An 18593-nucleotide genomic window follows, 5' to 3' on the forward strand; every position below is an offset into this window, starting at 1 on the left:
TCAGCTTCGATAATCCAGTTATTGGCAGGATTAAGAGGGCAATCTTCCCCTTTCGGGATATATTCATTAAAAATGAACGGTTAAATATTACCGCGACATTTTCTCTACGAGATATTTTGTCTATGCGTGATGACTAAAATTCTTACTGCGAGCCGATATTTCCCATTTGTCTGTCATCACATCAGTAGCCATCACAGAAAAGGACTTGGGTACATTGGGTAATTGGAAGCCGTGTATCACTACAGATGACGTTAGAGCTAAGCGTACTAAACCTTCGTGTCTTCAGGGTGTAATGTGCTTTTAAATAATTGACCAAACTAGTCATAGCATATGTGATGTCCGCTTCTGATACGATGAGGACCGCCCGAAGCAGACACCTAAACCCACCGTCCTTAACCGCCGCATCCACGAGTTTTGCAATCCTACAAAATAACCTGTAAGAGATTACTTTCGCATCATGACATGAACATTTTCCCCACACAGGAGAAGGGCGCCGTGACCCATAAAAAAAGGATCGTCGTCGTAGGGGCTGGGATCACTGGCGTATCCATCGCATGGCATCTCGCCCAGCGTGAATTTGACGTCACCCTCGTTGAACAGGATATGCCTGCGGCAGGTGCAACCGGTAGCGCGTTTGGCTGGCTGACCGGTGTGGTGAAGGATGATGCGGCCGACGTGTTTATCCGGCGCGCTGCACTTGCGGACTGGCACAGGCTGGAAGAACACATACCGGAACTTCACATTAAATGGAGCGGTTCGTTAACCTACGGCGCAGCATCCGGGTTCTGCCTGCAGGACGAACGTCTCCTTAGCAAGGCGGAGATTTCCCGCCTTGAGCCTGCTTTGAACAATCCTCCCTCAGAGGCCCGCTATGCTGCAAAAGATGGTGCCATTGATGCCGTCAGCGCAACACGACTATTGCTCGACAAAGCCTGTGAGAAGGGCGTCGTGCTGAATACCAAAACAACCGTTACAGGGCTTTGCATGACGGAGGGGAAGGTGACAGGCGTCCTGACCTCTCAGGGTAAACTGGATGCAGATTGCGTCGTTCTGGCCTGTGGTACAGGTATTCCAGCGCTGACTGAGCGGGTGGGGATTCCTGTTCCGGTTTTGTCATCGCCGGCCATATTACTGCGCTTTGCGGCCGCCCATAACGTGGTCAACACGATCGTCTCCGGTGATGATATTGAGGTGCGGCAAGCGCACAACGGGGATTTATTAGCCGCAGAAGATTACCCGGCAAGCGGCAATGTAAGAGAAACGGCGGAGGCTGCACAACGTGCGGTAAGAAGCAGGCTCAAGGGCGCAGAGTCGGCTGCTCTCATCCAGTACTCAACAGGAGAGCGTCCTGTTATTCAGGATGGGTATCCGGTGCTTGGTTTTACTGATGAGAGCAGGACGGTATACGTCGCCTCTATGCACCCAGCCGTTACGTGCGCAGCGACGATTGGCAGACTGGTCTCAGAGGAGTTAGGCGACGGCCAGAGCGATGAAATCCCGCAATGTTACCGGCCATCCCGCTTTAGCGTGTTACAGGGCTAAGACAAGGTTTTTGATCTTTTCCGCCTTTTCAAAATGGTCCAGCTTCATCTCCATAATCCACCAGTGCGCCACTTCCATAAGCAGTTCAGGATCGTCATTTTTATTAGAAAAAAAAGCATAGAACGAAAGCCCAACATCGCTTCCCTTAGAGGCGATTTTTGCATTACAGATCCTGATGATTTTTTCCTTCATTCCTTGGCGCACGCCATCTCCTTTACTCTTTACATATTCTGGCTAAAAAAAGCCGCAAGCAGATGGCTGCTTACGGCTCCAGGGTCGGTGATGATTTTTCTGACAATCAGGCCGCTTTCACAGCCCTGATTTTTTTCGTGTCAGCTGCGTCGGATTCTGTTTTATCCGTTGCAGCTGGTGCGTTGAGATCGGGAAGCTTGCTGGTACGTAGAATATGCTGCACGGTCTCTTTCTGCTCGGCGAGATACAGGCCAAGATTTTCAGCCTGCGTTTCATCCATCTGCATTCCGCTTTGCAATAGCCAGTCGGTGAACGCGTCTGCCATATCGAGCAGCTTGTCGTGAGCGTCAGCCTCTTTCTTACTGGCAAATGTCATTTTCTCTTCACCTTTTCTTACGACAACAAATTTTGTTTCAACAGCCATCGTGCACCTCGCTTTACTGTATTTATGTACAGTATAGCAGCAACAGATCGACGTTGCAGCAAAATATGTATTGCTAGCGTAGCTGCTGAGTTTCCGGGCCAGCCATGCTCCGCCGCCATGCCCCAGGCGCCTGACCATACTGACGCTTAAAGCTGCGGTTGAAGGACTGCTGGGAGTCGAAGCCCAGCGCGATCGCCACGTTCAGAATCGGCTCATCGCTGTGGGTTAAGCGTTCAACCGATTTTTGCAGCTTTTGCGCGCGGATATACCCGGCGAGGGGATAGCCCGTATGCTCTTTGAACAGGCGCTGGAGGTGCCATTTTGAGTAGCCGGATCGCCTGGCGACGGACTCAATGTCCAGACGGCTATCCAGGTTGTTGTCGATCCAGTCGAGTAAATCATGCATAAATGCGCCAGTGTTCATCTGGTTACTCCCACGCTGCCTGTCAAAAGGTATCTTTGTCTGTTGCATTAAAAGGTGGCGCGTTTTTGTATTAATTGCAAGTTTTATTGTTGCATTTAAATCCCTGACCGTAACGGGTCTTTTCACATCCGCTCAAATAGCACATAAAGTGCAACAATTATTCTTGCACTTAGTTAAGCGCCTTCCTACAATCGCCGCGATAGTGTATTCGCAACTGTTACAGTTTTGTGGCGATGAACGACACAAATGGCCTTGAGACAGCCACCGGACAAAGGAAGTGGCGCAGTGCCTCCTGCTGCGTCTTGCCCGGCGGCGACAATTACCGGAATAAAAATAATGAGCCTGCAAAAAACCTGGGGTAACTTTCATCTGAACGCGCTGGGGGCCATGTTGCTCTCCGTGCTGCTCGTCGGATGCGACAACAGCGTCGCGCAAAACGCCGCGCCGCCTGCGCCCGCCGTCAGCGCTGCTGACGTGGTGGTGAAATCCATTAGCCAGTGGGATAGCTTTAACGGCCGGATTGAAGCGGTGGAGAGCGTTCAGCTACGTCCGCGCGTGTCCGGCTACATTGATAAAGTGAATTACACCGACGGCCAGGAAGTGAAGAAGGGCGAGGTGCTGTTCACGATTGATGACCGAACCTATCGCGCGGCGCTGGAACAGGCGCAGGCGAACCTGGCGAGAGCTAAAACGCAGGCCAGCCTGGCGCAAAGCGAGGCTAACCGTACCGATAAGCTGGTCAATACCAACGTTGTTTCCCGTGAAGAGTGGGAGCAGCGTCGTTCGGCCGCCACTCAGGCGCAGGCCGATATTCGCGCCGCGCAGGCGGCAGTTGACGCCGCGCAGCTCAACCTGGACTTCACCAAAGTCACCGCGCCTATCGACGGTCGCGCCAGCCGGGCGCTGATCACCAGCGGCAACCTGGTGACCGCGGGCGATACCGCCAGCGTCCTCACCACGCTGGTCTCGCAGAAGACGGTTTACGTCTATTTTGACGTGGACGAGTCAACCTACCTTCACTACCAGAATCTGGCCCGCAGCGGACAGGGGGCGTCCAGCAACCACACGGCGCTTCCGGTTGAGATTGGCCTGACGGGCGAAGAGGGTTATCCCCACCAGGGCAAAGTGGATTTCCTGGATAACCAGCTGACGCCGAGTACCGGCACCATCCGTATGCGCGCGCTGCTGGATAACGCGCAGCGTCAGTTCACGCCGGGACTTTTTGCCCGCGTACGCCTGCCGGGCAGCGCGGAGTTCAAAGCCACGCTTATCGACGACAAAGCGGTGCTGACCGATCAGGATCGTAAGTACGTTTATATCGTCGATAAAGAGGGGAAAGCGCAGCGCCGCGACATCACGCCGGGCCGCCTGGCAGACGGTTTACGCATCGTGCGGCAGGGTCTGAACCCTGGCGATAAAGTCATCGTCGAGGGTTTACAAAAAGTGTTTATGCCGGGGATGCCGGTTAACGCGAAAACCGTTGCCATGACCGCCACCAGCGCCCTCAACTGATCCCTTGACCTGAGAATCCATCCATGGACTTTTCCCGCTTTTTCATCGACAGGCCGATTTTTGCCGCGGTGCTGTCGATTCTGATTTTTATCACAGGGTTAATCGCCATCCCGCTGCTGCCGGTGAGCGAATATCCTGACGTCGTGCCGCCAAGCGTGCAGGTGCGCGCGGAGTACCCGGGCGCCAACCCGAAAGTGATTGCCGAGACGGTGGCGACGCCGCTGGAAGAGGCGATCAACGGCGTTGAGAACATGATGTACATGAAGTCCGTCGCGGGTTCTGACGGCGTGCTGGTAACCACCGTCACCTTCCGTCCGGGTACCGATCCGGATCAGGCGCAGGTGCAGGTGCAAAACCGCGTCGCGCAGGCCGAAGCGCGTCTGCCGGAAGACGTGCGGCGCCTGGGCATTACCACCCAGAAACAGTCCCCGACGCTGACGCTGGTGGTGCATCTGTTTTCGCCCAACGGTAAGTACGACTCCCTGTATATGCGTAACTACGCCACGCTGAAGGTGAAGGACGAGCTGGCGCGCCTGCCGGGCGTCGGCCAGATCCAGATTTTCGGCTCGGGTGAGTACGCGATGCGCGTCTGGCTGGACCCTAACAAAGTGGCGGCCCGCGGGCTGACCGCGTCGGACGTGGTCACGGCGATGCAGGAGCAGAACGTGCAGGTGTCCGCCGGACAGCTTGGCGCCGAGCCGCTGCCGAAAGAGAGCGATTTCCTGATCTCCATTAACGCCCAGGGCCGTCTGCATACCGAAGAAGAGTTCGGCAATATTGTCCTGAAAACGACGCAGGACGGTACGGTCGTCCGCCTGCGCGACGTGGCGCGTATCGAAATGGGGTCCGGCAGCTATGCGCTGCGTTCCCAGCTGAACAATAAAGACGCGGTCGGGATTGGTATCTTCCAGTCGCCGGGGGCGAACGCCATCGATTTGTCTAACGCGGTGCGTGCGAAAATGGACGAGCTGTCCACGCGCTTCCCGGCAGATATGAAGTGGGCGGCACCTTACGATCCGACCGTTTTCGTGCGCGACTCCATCCGCGCGGTGGTGCAAACGCTGCTGGAAGCGGTGGTGCTGGTGGTGCTGGTGGTGATCCTGTTCCTGCAAACCTGGCGCGCGTCGATCATTCCGCTGATCGCGGTGCCGGTTTCGGTGGTGGGTACCTTCAGCATTCTCTACCTGCTGGGCTTCTCGCTGAATACCCTGAGCTTGTTCGGGCTGGTGCTGGCCATCGGCATCGTGGTGGACGACGCCATCGTGGTGGTGGAAAACGTCGAGCGAAACATAGAAGAGGGGCTTGCTCCGCTTGCGGCGGCGCATCAGGCGATGCGCGAAGTGTCCGGACCGATTATCGCGATTGCGCTGGTGCTGTGCGCGGTGTTTGTGCCGATGGCGTTTCTCTCGGGCGTTACCGGGCAGTTCTACAAGCAGTTTGCGGTGACGATCGCGATTTCTACGGTCATCTCCGCCATTAACTCGCTGACGCTCTCTCCGGCGCTGGCGGCACTGCTGTTAAAACCGCACGGCGCGCCGAAAGATTTCCCGACCCGGCTTATCGATCGTCTGTTCGGCTGGATTTTCCGTCCGTTTAACCGCTTTTTCCACCGCAGCTCGAACGGCTATCAGGGGCTGGTGGGCAAAACGCTGGGACGACGCGGCTCGGTATTTGTGGTGTATCTACTGCTGCTCTGTGCCGCAGGCGTGATGTTTAAAGCGGTGCCCGGCGGGTTTATTCCGACGCAGGATAAGCTGTACCTGATTGGCGGCGTGAAGATGCCGGAAGGTTCTTCGCTGGCGCGCACCGACGCGGTGATCCGCAAAATGAGCGAAATCGGGATGAATACCGAAGGCGTGGACTACGCGGTGGCGTTCCCGGGGCTGAACGCGCTGCAGTTCACCAATACGCCGAATACCGGGACGGTCTTCTTCGGCCTGAAGCCGTTCGACCAGCGTAAACACACTGCGGCGGAAATAAACGCTGAGATCAACGCGAAAATCGCGCAAATTCAGGAAGGCTTTGGCTTCTCCATCCTGCCGCCGCCGATTTTAGGTCTGGGTCAGGGGTCGGGCTATTCTCTGTACATTCAGGACCGCGGCGGTCTGGGCTATGGCGCGCTGCAAAATGCGGTAAACACCATGTCCGGCGCGATTATGCAGACCCCGGGAATGCACTTCCCGATCTCAACCTACCAGGCTAACGTTCCGCAGCTGGACGTGCAGGTCGACCGTGACAAGGCGAAAGCGCAGGGCGTATTGCTGACCGATCTTTTCGGTACGCTTCAAACCTATCTGGGCTCGTCGTACGTGAACGACTTCAACCAGTTCGGGCGTACATGGCGCGTGATGGCGCAGGCCGACGGGCAGTTCCGCGACAGCGTGGAAGACATTGCGAATCTGCGCACCCGTAACAGCCAGGGTGAAATGGTGCCGATTGGCAGTATGGTGAAAATCACGACCACCTACGGGCCGGATCCTGTGATCCGCTACAATGGCTACCCGGCGGCGGATCTGATTGGCGATGCCGACCCGCGCGTGCTTTCGTCTGCGCAGGCGATGACGCAGCTGGACGCCATGTCTAAGCAGATCCTGCCGAACGGGATGAACATTGAATGGACGGATCTGAGCTTCCAGCAGGCGACGCAGGGCAACACGGCGCTGATCGTCTTCCCGGTTGCGGTGCTGCTGGCGTTCCTGGTCCTGGCAGCGCTGTATGAAAGCTGGACGCTGCCGCTGGCGGTGATCCTTATCGTGCCGATGACCATGCTCTCCGCGCTGTTTGGCGTCTGGCTGACCGGTGGCGATAACAACGTCTTCGTGCAGGTGGGGCTGGTGGTGCTGATGGGGCTGGCGTGTAAAAACGCGATTCTTATCGTGGAGTTTGCCCGCGAGCTGGAAATTCAGGGCAAAGGCATTATGGAAGCCGCGCTGGAGGCGTGCCGCCTGCGTTTACGTCCGATTGTGATGACCTCCATCGCCTTTATTGCCGGGACTATTCCGCTGATCCTCGGCCACGGCGCGGGCGCAGAAGTGCGCGGCGTCACCGGGATCACGGTCTTCTCCGGGATGCTGGGCGTGACGCTGTTTGGTCTGTTCCTGACGCCGGTGTTTTACGTGACGCTGCGTAAGTTCGTGACGCGCGTGAAAAAAGAGGAAAGGGACGTTCTGCCCGCGTAGGAACGCTGCAGATAATAAAAAACCGCCTTCATTGTGAAGGCGGTTTTTTTACATCTGAATGTAGGCAGGGTAAGCGCAGCGCCACCCGGCAAGATAGTTAAGACGTTTTTTGATACTGGGCGATAAGGTCCGGGAGCGGATCCCATCCGCTGCTGTCGGCGTTTTTGACCGCTTCCAGGGCGCTTGCCACGGTATGGCGGGCCAGTACCGCTAACGAAGCCTCCTCGGCTTCTTCGGATATCGATTTGAAGTACCAGCAGGCGTTAGCGCTGACCACGCAGCGGGCCGGCACGTCAGGGCGCGACGCCCAGAGCTTTTTATCTTCGATAACCGAAAGGTAGATGTCGCGCAGGGTGATCTCTTCCGGCGGGCGACCAAGATGAATTGAGCCGTTACGGCCAAGCGTTGAGACGATAATGCCGTCACGCGTCAGCGGAACCATCAGTTTGCGGATGAAGCTCGGGTTCGCTTCCAGGCCGTAGGCCAGAATCGCACTCGTGGAACGTTCACCCAATTGCTCCGCCATCGCTACGCTGAGAACCATCTGCAAAGCTGTCGGGAAGCGGTAATCTAACATTTCTCTGTCCTGGGTTGCGGTGAATCTTGTTCTTTTTGGCACCGCAGAGGTGAATAAGCAATAAACAACAATATAACAAATACGGTAATTATTTTGAAGCAATCTGCGGCATTTGCGATCGAACCCCCTGTTCTGATTTAGCAAAACGTGCGGTTCGGGAAGTCAACCGTCACCATCAGGCCACCTTCTGCGGAAGTGCTCAGGTTTACGCTGCTGTTGTGTTGCTGCGCCACCGCTTTGACGATGGCAAGCCCCAGCCCGCTCCCGCTTTGCACCTGATTAGGGTCGCGGAAAAACCGGTCGAACACGCGCTCGCGCAGTTCAACCGGAATACCGGGCCCTGCATCTGAAACGCGAAGCCGCGCGAAGCCATCTGACGTACAAACGTCGACCTGAATCCGCCCGCCCTCGGGACTGTACTTCACGGCGTTCTCAATGAGGTTATCAATAAGCGACACCAGGCGTTCCCTGACGCCGGGGATCCAGATGTCATCCTCGGCGAAGAATTCCAGCTCAATTCTGCGCGCGGACGCCAGCGGTTCCAGCTCGGCCATTCGCTCCTGAATGAGCGTCGTCAGCGGCACGGGCTCCATCTCTGTATCAATGCGCGCTTCGCTGTGCATCATCAGCAGCAGCTGGTTGACGAGGCGCGCTGCCCGGCTGTTGCTGCGAATCACCCCCGCAAGCAGCTCCTGCTGGCTCTCGCTAATGACCCAGGACTGCAGCGCTTCCACGTTGATGCGCATCGCCGCGAGTGGCGTACGCAGCTCGTGCGCGGCATCAGCAATGAAAACCCGTTCCCTTTCCGCGCTTTCGCGCACCCTGGCAAGAAAGTCATTGATCGCATCCACCATCTGGCGAAGCTCCCTGTGTCCGGGAACGGCTTTTAAGGGAGAGAGATCGTCAGGCGTGCGTAGCGTAATTTCATTGACCACCTTGTTCCAGGGGCGCATCGCAATGCGGATCGACAGCCACGCCGGAAACAGAAGAAAAGGGAAGCAGACCAGCAGCGGCAGGATGTAGTAGCCGCGCGAGTTCAGGTAGATAAAGAAGTTCCAGCCGCTGGCAGGGGTGAAAAGGGTAACCTCCACGTCGGAGTGGGCGGATTTGAGGGTGCGGCTGGTCCAGACGCGACCTTCACTCTGCACGTGCTCCATTTCCCCCAGCCGGGTATTGATTACCCCTGCGGGGGCACCCTCTGATGAAAAAATAACGGCATTATTCTTGCGAACGATGAGGTTAATCGACAGCACGGGATCTTCCCCGCCGCCATAGCCCTCACGCAGCGCCTTGCTGAAGGCTTCCAGCACTGCGGTGCGATCCTGCGGGCGGGCGTCCATCCGCTCAACCAGGGTAAAAAGGGTTTCGTAGGTCTTGCTGCCCGTAATAATGGGAGGACTGCGCAGGTCCTCCCACAGAATGAAGGTTAAAAATAGACACCACAGCAGGGTAAGCAGCAGCATCTGGGCGATAATAATTCGCCGTACCAGCGTCGGGCGCCTCAGGTGATACCAGACGTTTCGCATTAACCGGTCACCTTCTGGACTGAGACGGTATCAATGACATACCCGACGCCCCGCACCGTTCGCACATAGCCGTCGCCGATTTTTCGCCGCAAATTTCCCATATGCACGTCGAGCGCATTGCTGAGGTTCTCTTTGTTGCCGAATATCCGTTCTTCCAGAAACCGTCGCGTAATCACGCGGTCAGCGCGCAGCATCAGCGTTTCCAGCAGCGCATATTCACTCGCCGTCAGGTCTATGTGGCGCGCGCTTACCGTCACGCGACGCGTCGGGACATGAAGAGATAGGCCTCGAATTTCTATCGCCTCATTCTCAAAACCGTAGCTGCGCCGCGCCAGAGCTCGTACTCGCGCCAGCAGTTCAGCGAGAATAAAAGGCTTGACGAGATAGTCGTCCGCACCGGTATCCAGCCCGCACAGCCGATCCTGCAGCGTGCCTCGCGCCGTCAGGATGATGACCGGGATCCCCTTAAGCTGCTGACGCAAACGGGTCATCAGGCTCATGCCGTCGCCGTCGGGTAGCCCCAGATCGAGCAAAATAAGTTCCGGCACGCAGACGTCCAGCTGATGCAGCGCATCCTCTTTGCGGCGTACCCATATGACGTCAAATCCTTGATCGGAGAGGGCGATACGTACGCCGTTGCCGAGATCCAGGTCGTCTTCGATTAGTAGAATTTTCACACTGGTAACTGTATCAACCGTGAATGAAGAACATCTTAAGAAAAAAACGGTATCAGGAAACCTGCCCGGTTTACAGCGCCTGCTCGCGCTTCAGTGTTTCTTCATGTTCGGCTCATAAGAACCTTAGGGTCGGTATTCAAAATGGGCGTTCTGGCGGTTAACCGCATGCATCGTCGTCATTTGAATCCAAAAGGGCTTCTTTAATGAGAAACATCGAACTTCGTCATACGTTCCCTCATTTACTTCCGGGCCGCAGCCTGAAAAACTTCGTGCCGGGCGTCGTTCTGGCGTTACTGGCCACGCCTGCGCTGGCGGCAGAGCAGAGTCAGGGTAATGTCTTAACCCTGGGGGGCGGCGTGGACGTCGCGCCGCGCTACTCGGGTTCCGATAAAACCCGCGTCAGTGCGGCTCAGGTGGTGGATTACGCCATGGCAAACGGCTTTTTTATCGGCACCACGCGAGGGATCGGTTACGGCAACAACATCGGCAACCTGGATTACAGCGCCACGCTGAGCTATCGAGTTGGCCGTAAAGATAAAGACGTAAGCAGCGATTCCATCAGCTCCGGAAGCGACGAGCTGCGGGGGATGGGCGAGATAAAAGGCTCTGCAATCGTTGTGCCAGGGCTTGAGTACAGGGTGACCGACTGGCTTCACCTGCAGCTCCAGGCAGAGGTACCGGTTTCAGAAAGAGACAACGGTGAAGCGGTGCATTTCGGCATTTCCAGCCCGTTCTATACCTCACCCAAAAATGAGATGACGCTGGCGCTGACCGGCAGCTGGGGATCCGACAAGTATATGCAGACCTACTACGGCGTCAGCGCCGCTCAGTCGAGCGCATCGGGATTTGCCCGACATGACGCCGGGGCCGGGATTTATGCCTGGTCGATGAATCTTGACTGGACCCACAAGCTCACCTCGCGCTGGAGCGTCCTTGCCTCTGCGGGCGTGACGCAGCTGACGGGGGATGCGGGTGATAGTCCCATTGTGCAACGCAAAACGGCACCCACGGGGAGTTTGAAGGTGACGTACAGTTTTTGATTGTTGGTAGCGGCAGCTTGCGGTTTTGAGCGTGCACTAACGATGTAGATAAGCCGCTCCGGTTAAGATGGCGGGGCGGTGCTGTTTGATAACGGGAATAATGATGGACTATCTAAATTCATTGCAGAGAATATTGTCGGTCGATCCTTCACGAATGCAGGTGCTTTACGCGGTCCGCGATTTGCAACTTCGTGATTGCTGGATTGGCGCGGGTTTTGTCAGGAATGCCGTATGGGATCATCTGCATGTTGATTGGCATTGTTCCTTATCTGGCGATGTTGACGTGGTCTGGTACGATCCTGAATGTTGTACTCCGGACGACGAACGTCATCTGGAAGAAAAACTTAAACAACAAATGCCCGCTTTTGACTGGTCTGTAAAGAATCAAGCCAGAATGCATCTGCGTAATGGTGATAATCCCTATTGCTCAACGGAAAATGCGCTGTTGCACTGGCCCGAAACGGCGACGGCTGTTGGTGTCAGGCTGGGCGCTAACGACCTTATTGAGGTCATTGCACCCTATGGTCTTAATGACCTGTTTGAACTGTGTTTAAGACCGACGCCCGCATTTGAGCGGGAAAAATATGACGTCTTTAAGCGACGGGTTGAAGAGAAGCGTTGGTTAGAGCGTTATCCTCAGCTGCAGCTAATGATTTGAGTGCTATGGATATTTGTAATGCAGGTCTGTGGGCTGATGACCTTTTTTGCCAGAGGTAGTGCTGGAAGATGGTTAAGTGAAAGGAAGGGAGCGCTTCGTGGTGGTATAGGTCTGCTATGAGCGAGGAGCGGACGTAAAACTGATTGAAAATTTTTGGAGAGAATGTTCTGATTAACCTGGAAGGACTTTACATCCGCCTGACGTTTCTATCCCAATAATGTTTTTTGTTTACAGCAACACTAGCGAGCGTATTTTTTCACGACTATCATTTGGCACACGTCTCGCTATAAATGCTCTGAAAATAGAAGTCGGAAAATTGAATGAAATGGAGGTGTGATGCTGGTCCCAGAGTTAATGAACGAAGAGCGATCTTGGTTTTCTCCAAAAGCCAGCCTACGCTTAACTAGAAAAAGAGTTCTTCAATATGACTAATGAGAAAATTAATTCGGAATCCCTCAGCAAACTTGTAGCTGAGTTTGATTCAAGTGATAATGCTAACTATAGATATTCGAGTGAAAAATCTACCAAGCAGATTATCAAAGATATACGAGATGCTGTTTTTTTATTAAAAGAGAAAGTGAAGATAAAAAATACAATGAACAATGGAACTCTTCCGTTGTGCTTAACATATTAGCCGTTGTAGCAATATTAATATTTATCTTTTCTACATCCAATAGCTCTGATTCCGAATTTATTGAAACACTGAAATTACCTGCATACATTATATCAATTATGTTATCAACAATATGGATCGGAATTAATATTGAAAGAACATTGATATTTAAGGAGCTTTGGAGATTCAAAACAGCAAAAATCATACTATCCCTGTCATTCACAGGGTTGGTTGTATATTGCACCGCCGAGGCATCCGCAATAATAAATGATGTATTTAATATTGATCCATCATTTTTCCCGTTTACAAGAAGTTTTCTAGTAGCTTATCTTTTCTTCAAAAAAATTTCTATTCTGGTTTATCTACTGGCTATTGTAGGTATTTTTTGCATAATAAATATTATTTCTTACTTTAAGTTGAAATGGGACGGTAATAGTAATATTGAATTTCCCTTTGGGGCACTCATTTATATATTCTTTACATGCATTTTTAGTTACTTTGCTTTGGGGTGGGTTGATAGTAATTTCAATGATGATGTACTTAATAAGAAAGTATATTCATTAGCCCATCAATTGGATTTTAACAAAAGAAATCCGTGCTCAAATTTACAAGATGTTGAAGTAAGTGTGATTTTTCTTGGGCCAAATCAGGATAAAATACTCGCTGACTTCAATAAAGAAGAAATGTTAACTGCCTACAGTTTTCTTGAGGGGAGATACTGGTACACATACGACAAAAACGAATTAAAGATATTACAGTGTTTACATTGATGAATGGTAAACAGTTCACGTTGCTATAAATAGATCCTTTTTAGTTCTGTCTATTTTTTTGAGATCCCGGCCAGATAATGTTGTAGTCTGAAGCGAATGTCATTGTGTTGCTTAATAGTTGAGGGCCAAACTATTAACAGCGACGTTCGCTCTTGGCACTAAGCGGACTTATAGGTTCTGAAGGTCTACTATCAGCGAGAAGCTGACCTCCTGACCTTTTGGCATTATGACTGTCGGCTCCTTCCATCCCTCCCCAGCGCACAGCGCTGCAGCATCCGGCAGGGCCGACTCCGGCGAAGCGGTAGTTTTTGCACTATGTTTAACACCAGTCAGAATAATAAAATGGTTGACGTTTTATTAGGTTCCGAGCAGTGGCGGCCTCAGTCCAGCGCATTTGAAAGCCAGAACCTCACTGAGAAGTGTGCCAGTATGGCGTGGCTAATATCCCTAGCCGGAGAACAACGTGTTCGGAAAACAATTGTTAAACTACATGCCAGGTTTACAAACTTTGTTAGCCTACGATAAAAGCTGGCTAAAACATGATGTTAAAGCCGGGTTATCCGTTGCGGCTGTCGCGCTACCGGTGGCTATTGCTTATGCTGAGCTGGCGGGTGTTGGGGCAATAGTAGGGCTCTATTCCTGCGTTTTACCGATGATAGCGTATGCACTGTTTGGTTCTTCACGTCAGCTTATTGTGGGCCCTGATGCCACGACCTGCGCGGTGATTGCGGCCGTCGTGTTTCCTCTTTCAGCGGGAAATCCCGAACTGCACTGGCAGCTGACCATCATCATGACGTTGATGATGGGCGGGTGGTGCCTGCTTGCCAGTAAATTCCGCCTGGGCGCGCTTGCCGATCTGCTTTCTCATCCCATTCTTACGGGATTGCTTAATGGCGTCGCCGTGACGATTATTGTCGGGCAATTAGGCAAGGTGCTGGGGATAAAACTCGATGAAGCGCAGGTTATTGAGAAAATAATGGCCTTGCCAGGCCGACTTTCCGACAGCCATTTATTAACCGTTGGGATATCGCTTTTAACGTTAATTATTTTAATGGCGATCAAAACGTATCGCAGCCACTGGCCAGCACCGTTGATTGCCATTGTGATGACAACGTTACTGGTATGGGCGACATCTGCACAACAGTATGGTATTGCCACTATTGGAGGGGAAGGCTTCCAGCCCGGTTTACCCGTCGTTAACTGGGGCGCGTTCCAGCCCGGTCCGATGCGTGATTTAGTGATCCCGGCGCTGAACCTGGCTCTGGTCAGCTTTGTAAGCCTGATGCTGACCGCCCGCAGTTTTGCCGCGAAAAACGGCTATGAAATTAATGCTGATGCTGAGTTCCGGGCGCTGGGTATTGCGAACATTATGTCCGGGCTATCTCAGGGGTTTGCTATCAGTGGAGCCGATTCCCGGACCGCGGTTAATGATTCAGTGGGTGGGAAAAGTCAGCTGGTTTCCATCGTCGCAGCCTTGCTCATCGGTATCGTAGTGGTGTTTTTCACTCAGCCATTACAATTTATTCCGGTATCTGCATTAGGTATTGTTTTGATGTACGCATCCTGGTCATTAATTGATCTGCGCGGGTTATGGAATCTGAGGCGAAGAAATAAACAGGCATTTCGCCTGGCCTTCTTCACGTTTGGCTGTGTGTTAATTATCGGCGTCATCCAGGGGATCGGCCTTGCGGTGTTGCTTGGCCTGTTACAGTTTCTGCGTACGGTTTTTCGTCCCTCTGAGCATTTACTGGGTACTGACGACGATGGAATGATTCACTCATTAGGTAATACGACCGATATTAAAATGGTCCCGGGCGTGCTGATGTATCGATTTAACTCACCGTTGACCTATTTTAACGTGGCTTATTTTAAACGTCGGGTATTGAACCTGGTTGATGGTGCAGCATTACAACCCAAATGGGTGGTCATTGACGCCGTTGCTTGCTTCACCTATTCAGACATCAGCGTTCTGGCAACCATAAATGAGTTAAAGCGCGATCTGAAAAGTCGACAGATTACGTTAATCCTTGCGGGCAGAAAAACGGAATTAACGCGCTGGTTTAAAGATAGCCGGCCAACAATGAATGATGATGACATGATTCTGGCGCCAGACCTCTATCTGGCTCTTCGGTTCATTCAAAGCAAAGAGAGTGCGAGTGAATCAGGTGGCGAGGTAATGAGCTAAAGGCTTGCCCGCCACTCGCGAGCAAGCCACATCCCTTAGCGATACAGCGTTTTTTCCGCAACCGGAATAAGCAGCCCGGATCGCCAGTCCGCGAGCGTTAGCTGCGCAAGCCTGCCCAGCGCGGTATAAAACGGATGCCCGGCGTTGTCGACAAACACCGACAGGAAGCGGGTGCTCCACGGCAGCAGGTGCCACGCCAGAAGCTGAGCGCACTCCGCTTCGCGGCCATTCTCGGCCAGCCACGCTGCCAGCAGCAGCAAGGTACCAAAATGATCTTCCGGCTCATTCTGCTGCATCTCAAACGCGATATTGTTCTCACGCATCCACTGGCGCAGCGCGAGGGTCGAGTCGCCAAACAATACGGATTCACGGTCCAGCCAGACGGAGCCCCACGGCGGAGCGGGCAGGGCATACGGACCTATAAACAGCCGTTGCCAGGCGTCCGTCAGCGATTCATCGGAAGATGAGGCAAACGTATCGGCAACGGGCTGCAGCGTTTCCGGAGGCAGGGGCCAGTCCTGAACCCATTCGCCAGCGGTGAGCGCTTTCACCAGCGGCGCGGCCTGCTCGCTGTCGGGAGCGAAATAAAACAGCGCGCCCAGCACCCGGGCGCTGAACGCGAACGATTCACTATGTGAGACGTCTTTCATTAAACCTTCCTTGCTCGCGCGGATGACGCCCGCGCGACTGTGTTAACCGATAATACTGACCACAGAATAAACCAGGGTCTCGTGTTTCACCCTCTACACCTTCTCAATCTGCACCAGATTGGTGTGCTGCGGGTTGCCTTTTGCCAGCGGAGAAGGACGATGGGTCGTCAGCGTGTTGATACATGAGCCGTGGTCGATACGATCGCCACTCATATTGGCATCGTGCCAGGCGCCCTGGCCCATGGCGCTCACGCCGGGCATAATGCGCGGCGTCACTTTCGCTTCAATTCGCACCTCGCCGCGGCTATTAAAGACGCGCACCGTATCGCCGTTCTTAATGCCGCGTTTTTCGGCATCGACAGGATTAAGCCACACCTCCTGGCGGCAGGCCGCTTTCAGCAAGTCGACGTTACCGTAGCTCGAGTGGGTACGGGCTTTGAAGTGAAAGCCAAACAGCTGCAGCGGGAACTGTGCGCGCTCGGGCGCATCCCAGCCGTCAAAGGTCGACGCGTAGACGGGCAGAGGGCTGATGGTCTCATCTTTTGCCAGCTCCCAGGTAGCCGCAATCTCCGCCAGCTTGCTGGAGTAAATCTCAATCTTGCCCGAGGGCGTTTTCAGCGGATTGGCTTCCGGGTTCTCGCGGAATTTTTTATAGGCCACAAAGTGTCCGTTCGGATCTTTACGCTTATAAATGCCCATTTTTTTCAGCTCGTCATAGGACGGAAGCTTAGGGTCTTTCTCGAGCATTTTGGCATACAGGAACTGCAACCACTGTTCCTGCGTGCGTCCTTCGGTGAATTTCTGATGGATATCCGGCCCGAGGCGTTTCGCCACTTCGCTCATGATCCAGTAGATCGGCTTACGCTCGAACTTCGGCGCGGTCACGGGCTGGAGGAAAATCAGGTAGCCCATATTTCCCGCATAATCGTTCGGAATAATGTCTTCCTGCTCGACGGTCATCAGGTCCGGCAGCACGATATCGGCATACTTCGCTGACGAGGTCATGAAGTTGTCGATGACGACAATCATTTCGCACTTGCTTTCATCCTGCAGGATATCGTGAGTTTTATTGATATCGGAGTGCTGGTTGATGATGGTATTTCCCGCGTAGTTCCAGATGAACTTAATCGGCACGTCCAGCTTATCTTTCCCGCGCACGCCGTCGCGCAGGGCGGTCATCTCCGGTCCGCGGGCGATGGCGTCCGTCCAGCTGAAGCAGGAGATTTGCGTTTTGACCGGGTTATCCGGTATGGGCATTCGTTCGATGGTAATGGTGTAGGTCGACTCGCGCGCGCCGCTGTTACCGCCGTTGATGCCGACGTTTCCGGTGAGGATCGGCAGCATGGCGATGGCGCGCGACGTCAGCTCGCCGTTCGCCTGGCGCTGTGGTCCCCAGCCCTGGCAGATATAGGCCGGTTTCGCGGAGCCGATTTCACGAGCAAGTTTGATGATGCGATCCGCAGGAATGCCGGTGATGCGTGAGGCCCACTCCGGCGTTTTCGCCGTGTTGTCATCGCCCTGGCCGAGAATGTACGCTTTGTAGTGGCCGTTAGCGGGCGCGCCTTCCGGCAGCGTTTTTTCGTCGTAGCCCACGCAGTATTTATCCAGAAACGGCTGGTCAACCAGGTTTTCGTCGATCAAAACCCAGGCAATACCCGCCACCAGCGCGGCATCGGTACCCGGACGGATCGGGATCCATTCATCTTCGCGTCCGGCTGCCGTATCGGTATAGCGCGGGTCGATAACGATCATGCGCGCATTGGATCGCTCGCGGGCCTGCTCCAGGTAATAGGTAATCCCGCCGCCGCTCATGCGGGTTTCCGCCGGGTTATTGCCGAACATCACCACCAGCCTGGTGTTTTCTATATCAGAGGTGCTGTTCCCGTCGTTGCTGCCGTAGGTGTAAGGCATGGCGCAGGCGATTTGCGCCGTGCTGTAGGTGCCGTAGTGGCTCAGGAAACCGCCGTAGCAGTTCATCAGGCGCGCCACCAGCGAAGCGTAAGGGGAGGAACGGGTGATATTGCCGCCGACGATGCCGGAAGAGTAGTTGATGTACACCGCTTCGTTGCCGTATTTGTCGACCACGTCTTTCAGGCTGGCGGTGATGGCGTCCAGCGCTTCATCCCATGTGATGCGCTCGAACTTGCCTTCACCGCGTTTGCCCACGCGTTTCATCGGGTAGTTGAGACGGTCAGGATGATTGATCCGACGGCGAATAGAACGCCCGCGCAGGCAGGCGCGCACCTGATGGTTACCGTAAATATCTTCACCGGTGTTATCCGTTTCGACCCAATACACTTCGTCGTCACGGACGTGCAGACGCAGCGCGCAGCGGCTGCCGCAGTTGACCGAGCAGGCGCCCCACACCACTTTATCTTCAGCAGGCTGGACGGCGTTCTTCACCGCCGCGGCTGCGCTTTTTAAGCCGAAAGGAAGCGAGATCCCGCCGGCGGCCAGCGCCAGAGAACCTATTGCCGTAGATTTCACGAGAGTTCGACGGCTAATCCCGCCGTGATGTTCAGTATCGGACATGGCTCACCCCATCATTATAATTACGTATTATTTTTCCCGAAATGATAACCGGGCTAATGATGGGGTGAGTGTTACTGATTTGGGGGTATTAA

Annotated in this window: 15 protein-coding genes; 7 read left to right on the top strand and 8 right to left on the bottom strand. The window is 54.0% G+C overall.

All coding sequences use genetic code 11. The features are described 5' to 3' along the window. Positions 1–495: 495 nt before the first annotated feature. Entirely contained in the window at positions 496–1542 is a 1047-nt protein-coding gene (locus ACZ6J2_RS01420; RefSeq protein ID WP_471724572.1) for an NAD(P)/FAD-dependent oxidoreductase, read from the top strand. Here the strand turns inward: ACZ6J2_RS01420 and ACZ6J2_RS01425 are convergent. The 3 genes from ACZ6J2_RS01425 to ACZ6J2_RS01435 form a co-directional block, all read right to left on the bottom strand. Continuing rightward, a complete protein-coding gene (locus ACZ6J2_RS01425; protein WP_471724573.1) occupies positions 1531–1746 on the bottom strand; it encodes a DUF6500 family protein in 216 nt (71 codons plus the stop codon). The genes ACZ6J2_RS01420 and ACZ6J2_RS01425 overlap by 12 nt on opposite strands. Positions 1747–1840: 94 nt before the next feature. Beyond that, entirely contained in the window at positions 1841–2158 is a 318-nt protein-coding gene (locus ACZ6J2_RS01430) for a YebG family protein (RefSeq protein WP_032657529.1), read from the bottom strand. A 73-nt stretch (positions 2159–2231) separates the two neighbouring features. Continuing rightward, positions 2232–2582: a helix-turn-helix domain-containing protein gene (locus tag ACZ6J2_RS01435; RefSeq protein ID WP_471724574.1), complete on the bottom strand. Its 351-nt coding sequence runs from the start codon at positions 2580–2582 to the stop codon at positions 2232–2234. A 336-nt stretch (positions 2583–2918) separates the two neighbouring features. Between ACZ6J2_RS01435 and ACZ6J2_RS01440 the strand changes: the two genes are divergently transcribed. Continuing rightward, positions 2919–4094: a multidrug efflux RND transporter periplasmic adaptor subunit OqxA gene (locus tag ACZ6J2_RS01440; protein WP_023311529.1), complete on the top strand. Its 1176-nt coding sequence runs from the start codon at positions 2919–2921 to the stop codon at positions 4092–4094. A gap of 23 nt (positions 4095–4117) precedes the next feature. After that, positions 4118–7273, top strand: coding sequence for a multidrug efflux RND transporter permease subunit OqxB (oqxB, locus tag ACZ6J2_RS01445; protein WP_471724575.1), 3156 nt, complete (start codon positions 4118–4120; stop codon positions 7271–7273). Between the two features lie 97 nt (positions 7274–7370). Here the strand turns inward: oqxB and ACZ6J2_RS01450 are convergent, their stop codons facing one another. The 3 genes from ACZ6J2_RS01450 to ACZ6J2_RS01460 form a co-directional block, all read right to left on the bottom strand. Then, the gene (locus ACZ6J2_RS01450) at positions 7371–7850 is read right to left on the bottom strand and encodes an efflux pump transcriptional repressor OqxR (protein ID WP_029739386.1); all 480 of its coding nucleotides are present in this window, start codon (positions 7848–7850) and stop codon (positions 7371–7373) included. A 137-nt stretch (positions 7851–7987) separates the two neighbouring features. Next, positions 7988–9376: a sensor histidine kinase gene (locus ACZ6J2_RS01455; RefSeq protein ID WP_471724576.1), complete on the bottom strand. Its 1389-nt coding sequence runs from the start codon at positions 9374–9376 to the stop codon at positions 7988–7990. Continuing rightward, positions 9376–10053 (bottom strand): response regulator, encoded by a 678-nt coding sequence (locus tag ACZ6J2_RS01460; protein ID WP_471724577.1) that lies wholly within the window; start codon positions 10051–10053, stop codon positions 9376–9378. Before ACZ6J2_RS01460 ends, ACZ6J2_RS01455 begins: the two co-directional genes overlap by 1 nt. 203 nt (positions 10054–10256) lie before the next feature. Here ACZ6J2_RS01460 and ACZ6J2_RS01465 point away from each other — a divergent pair, with 203 nt between their 5' ends. The 4 genes from ACZ6J2_RS01465 to ACZ6J2_RS01480 all read left to right on the top strand — a co-directional run bounded on the left by ACZ6J2_RS01465 (position 10257) and on the right by ACZ6J2_RS01480 (position 15319). Further along, positions 10257–11093: a MipA/OmpV family protein gene (locus ACZ6J2_RS01465; protein ID WP_471724578.1), complete on the top strand. Its 837-nt coding sequence runs from the start codon at positions 10257–10259 to the stop codon at positions 11091–11093. A gap of 103 nt (positions 11094–11196) precedes the next feature. Next, positions 11197–11751 carry a nucleotidyltransferase family protein gene (locus ACZ6J2_RS01470; RefSeq protein ID WP_471725048.1) on the top strand — a complete coding sequence of 185 codons (555 nt, stop codon included), beginning with the start codon at positions 11197–11199 and terminating at the stop codon, positions 11749–11751. Positions 11752–12369: 618 nt separating this feature from the next. Next, positions 12370–13134, top strand: a complete 765-nt coding sequence (locus tag ACZ6J2_RS01475) for a hypothetical protein (protein ID WP_471724579.1) — start codon at positions 12370–12372, stop codon at positions 13132–13134. A 463-nt stretch (positions 13135–13597) separates the two neighbouring features. Beyond that, on the top strand, positions 13598–15319 hold the full coding sequence (locus ACZ6J2_RS01480) for a SulP family inorganic anion transporter (protein WP_471724580.1): 1722 nt from the start codon (positions 13598–13600) through the stop codon (positions 15317–15319). Between the two features lie 35 nt (positions 15320–15354). Here ACZ6J2_RS01480 and dmsD read toward each other — a convergent pair whose 3' ends face one another. Beyond that, entirely contained in the window at positions 15355–15969 is a 615-nt protein-coding gene (gene dmsD, locus ACZ6J2_RS01485) for a Tat proofreading chaperone DmsD (protein ID WP_471724581.1), read from the bottom strand. A 93-nt stretch (positions 15970–16062) separates the two neighbouring features. Beyond that, on the bottom strand, positions 16063–18501 hold the full coding sequence (gene ynfE, locus ACZ6J2_RS01490; protein ID WP_471724582.1) for a selenate/tellurate reductase subunit YnfE: 2439 nt from the start codon (positions 18499–18501) through the stop codon (positions 16063–16065). Positions 18502–18593 lie beyond the last annotated feature (92 nt).

The sequence above is a fragment of the Enterobacter sp. E14S genome, from assembly GCF_055666685.1.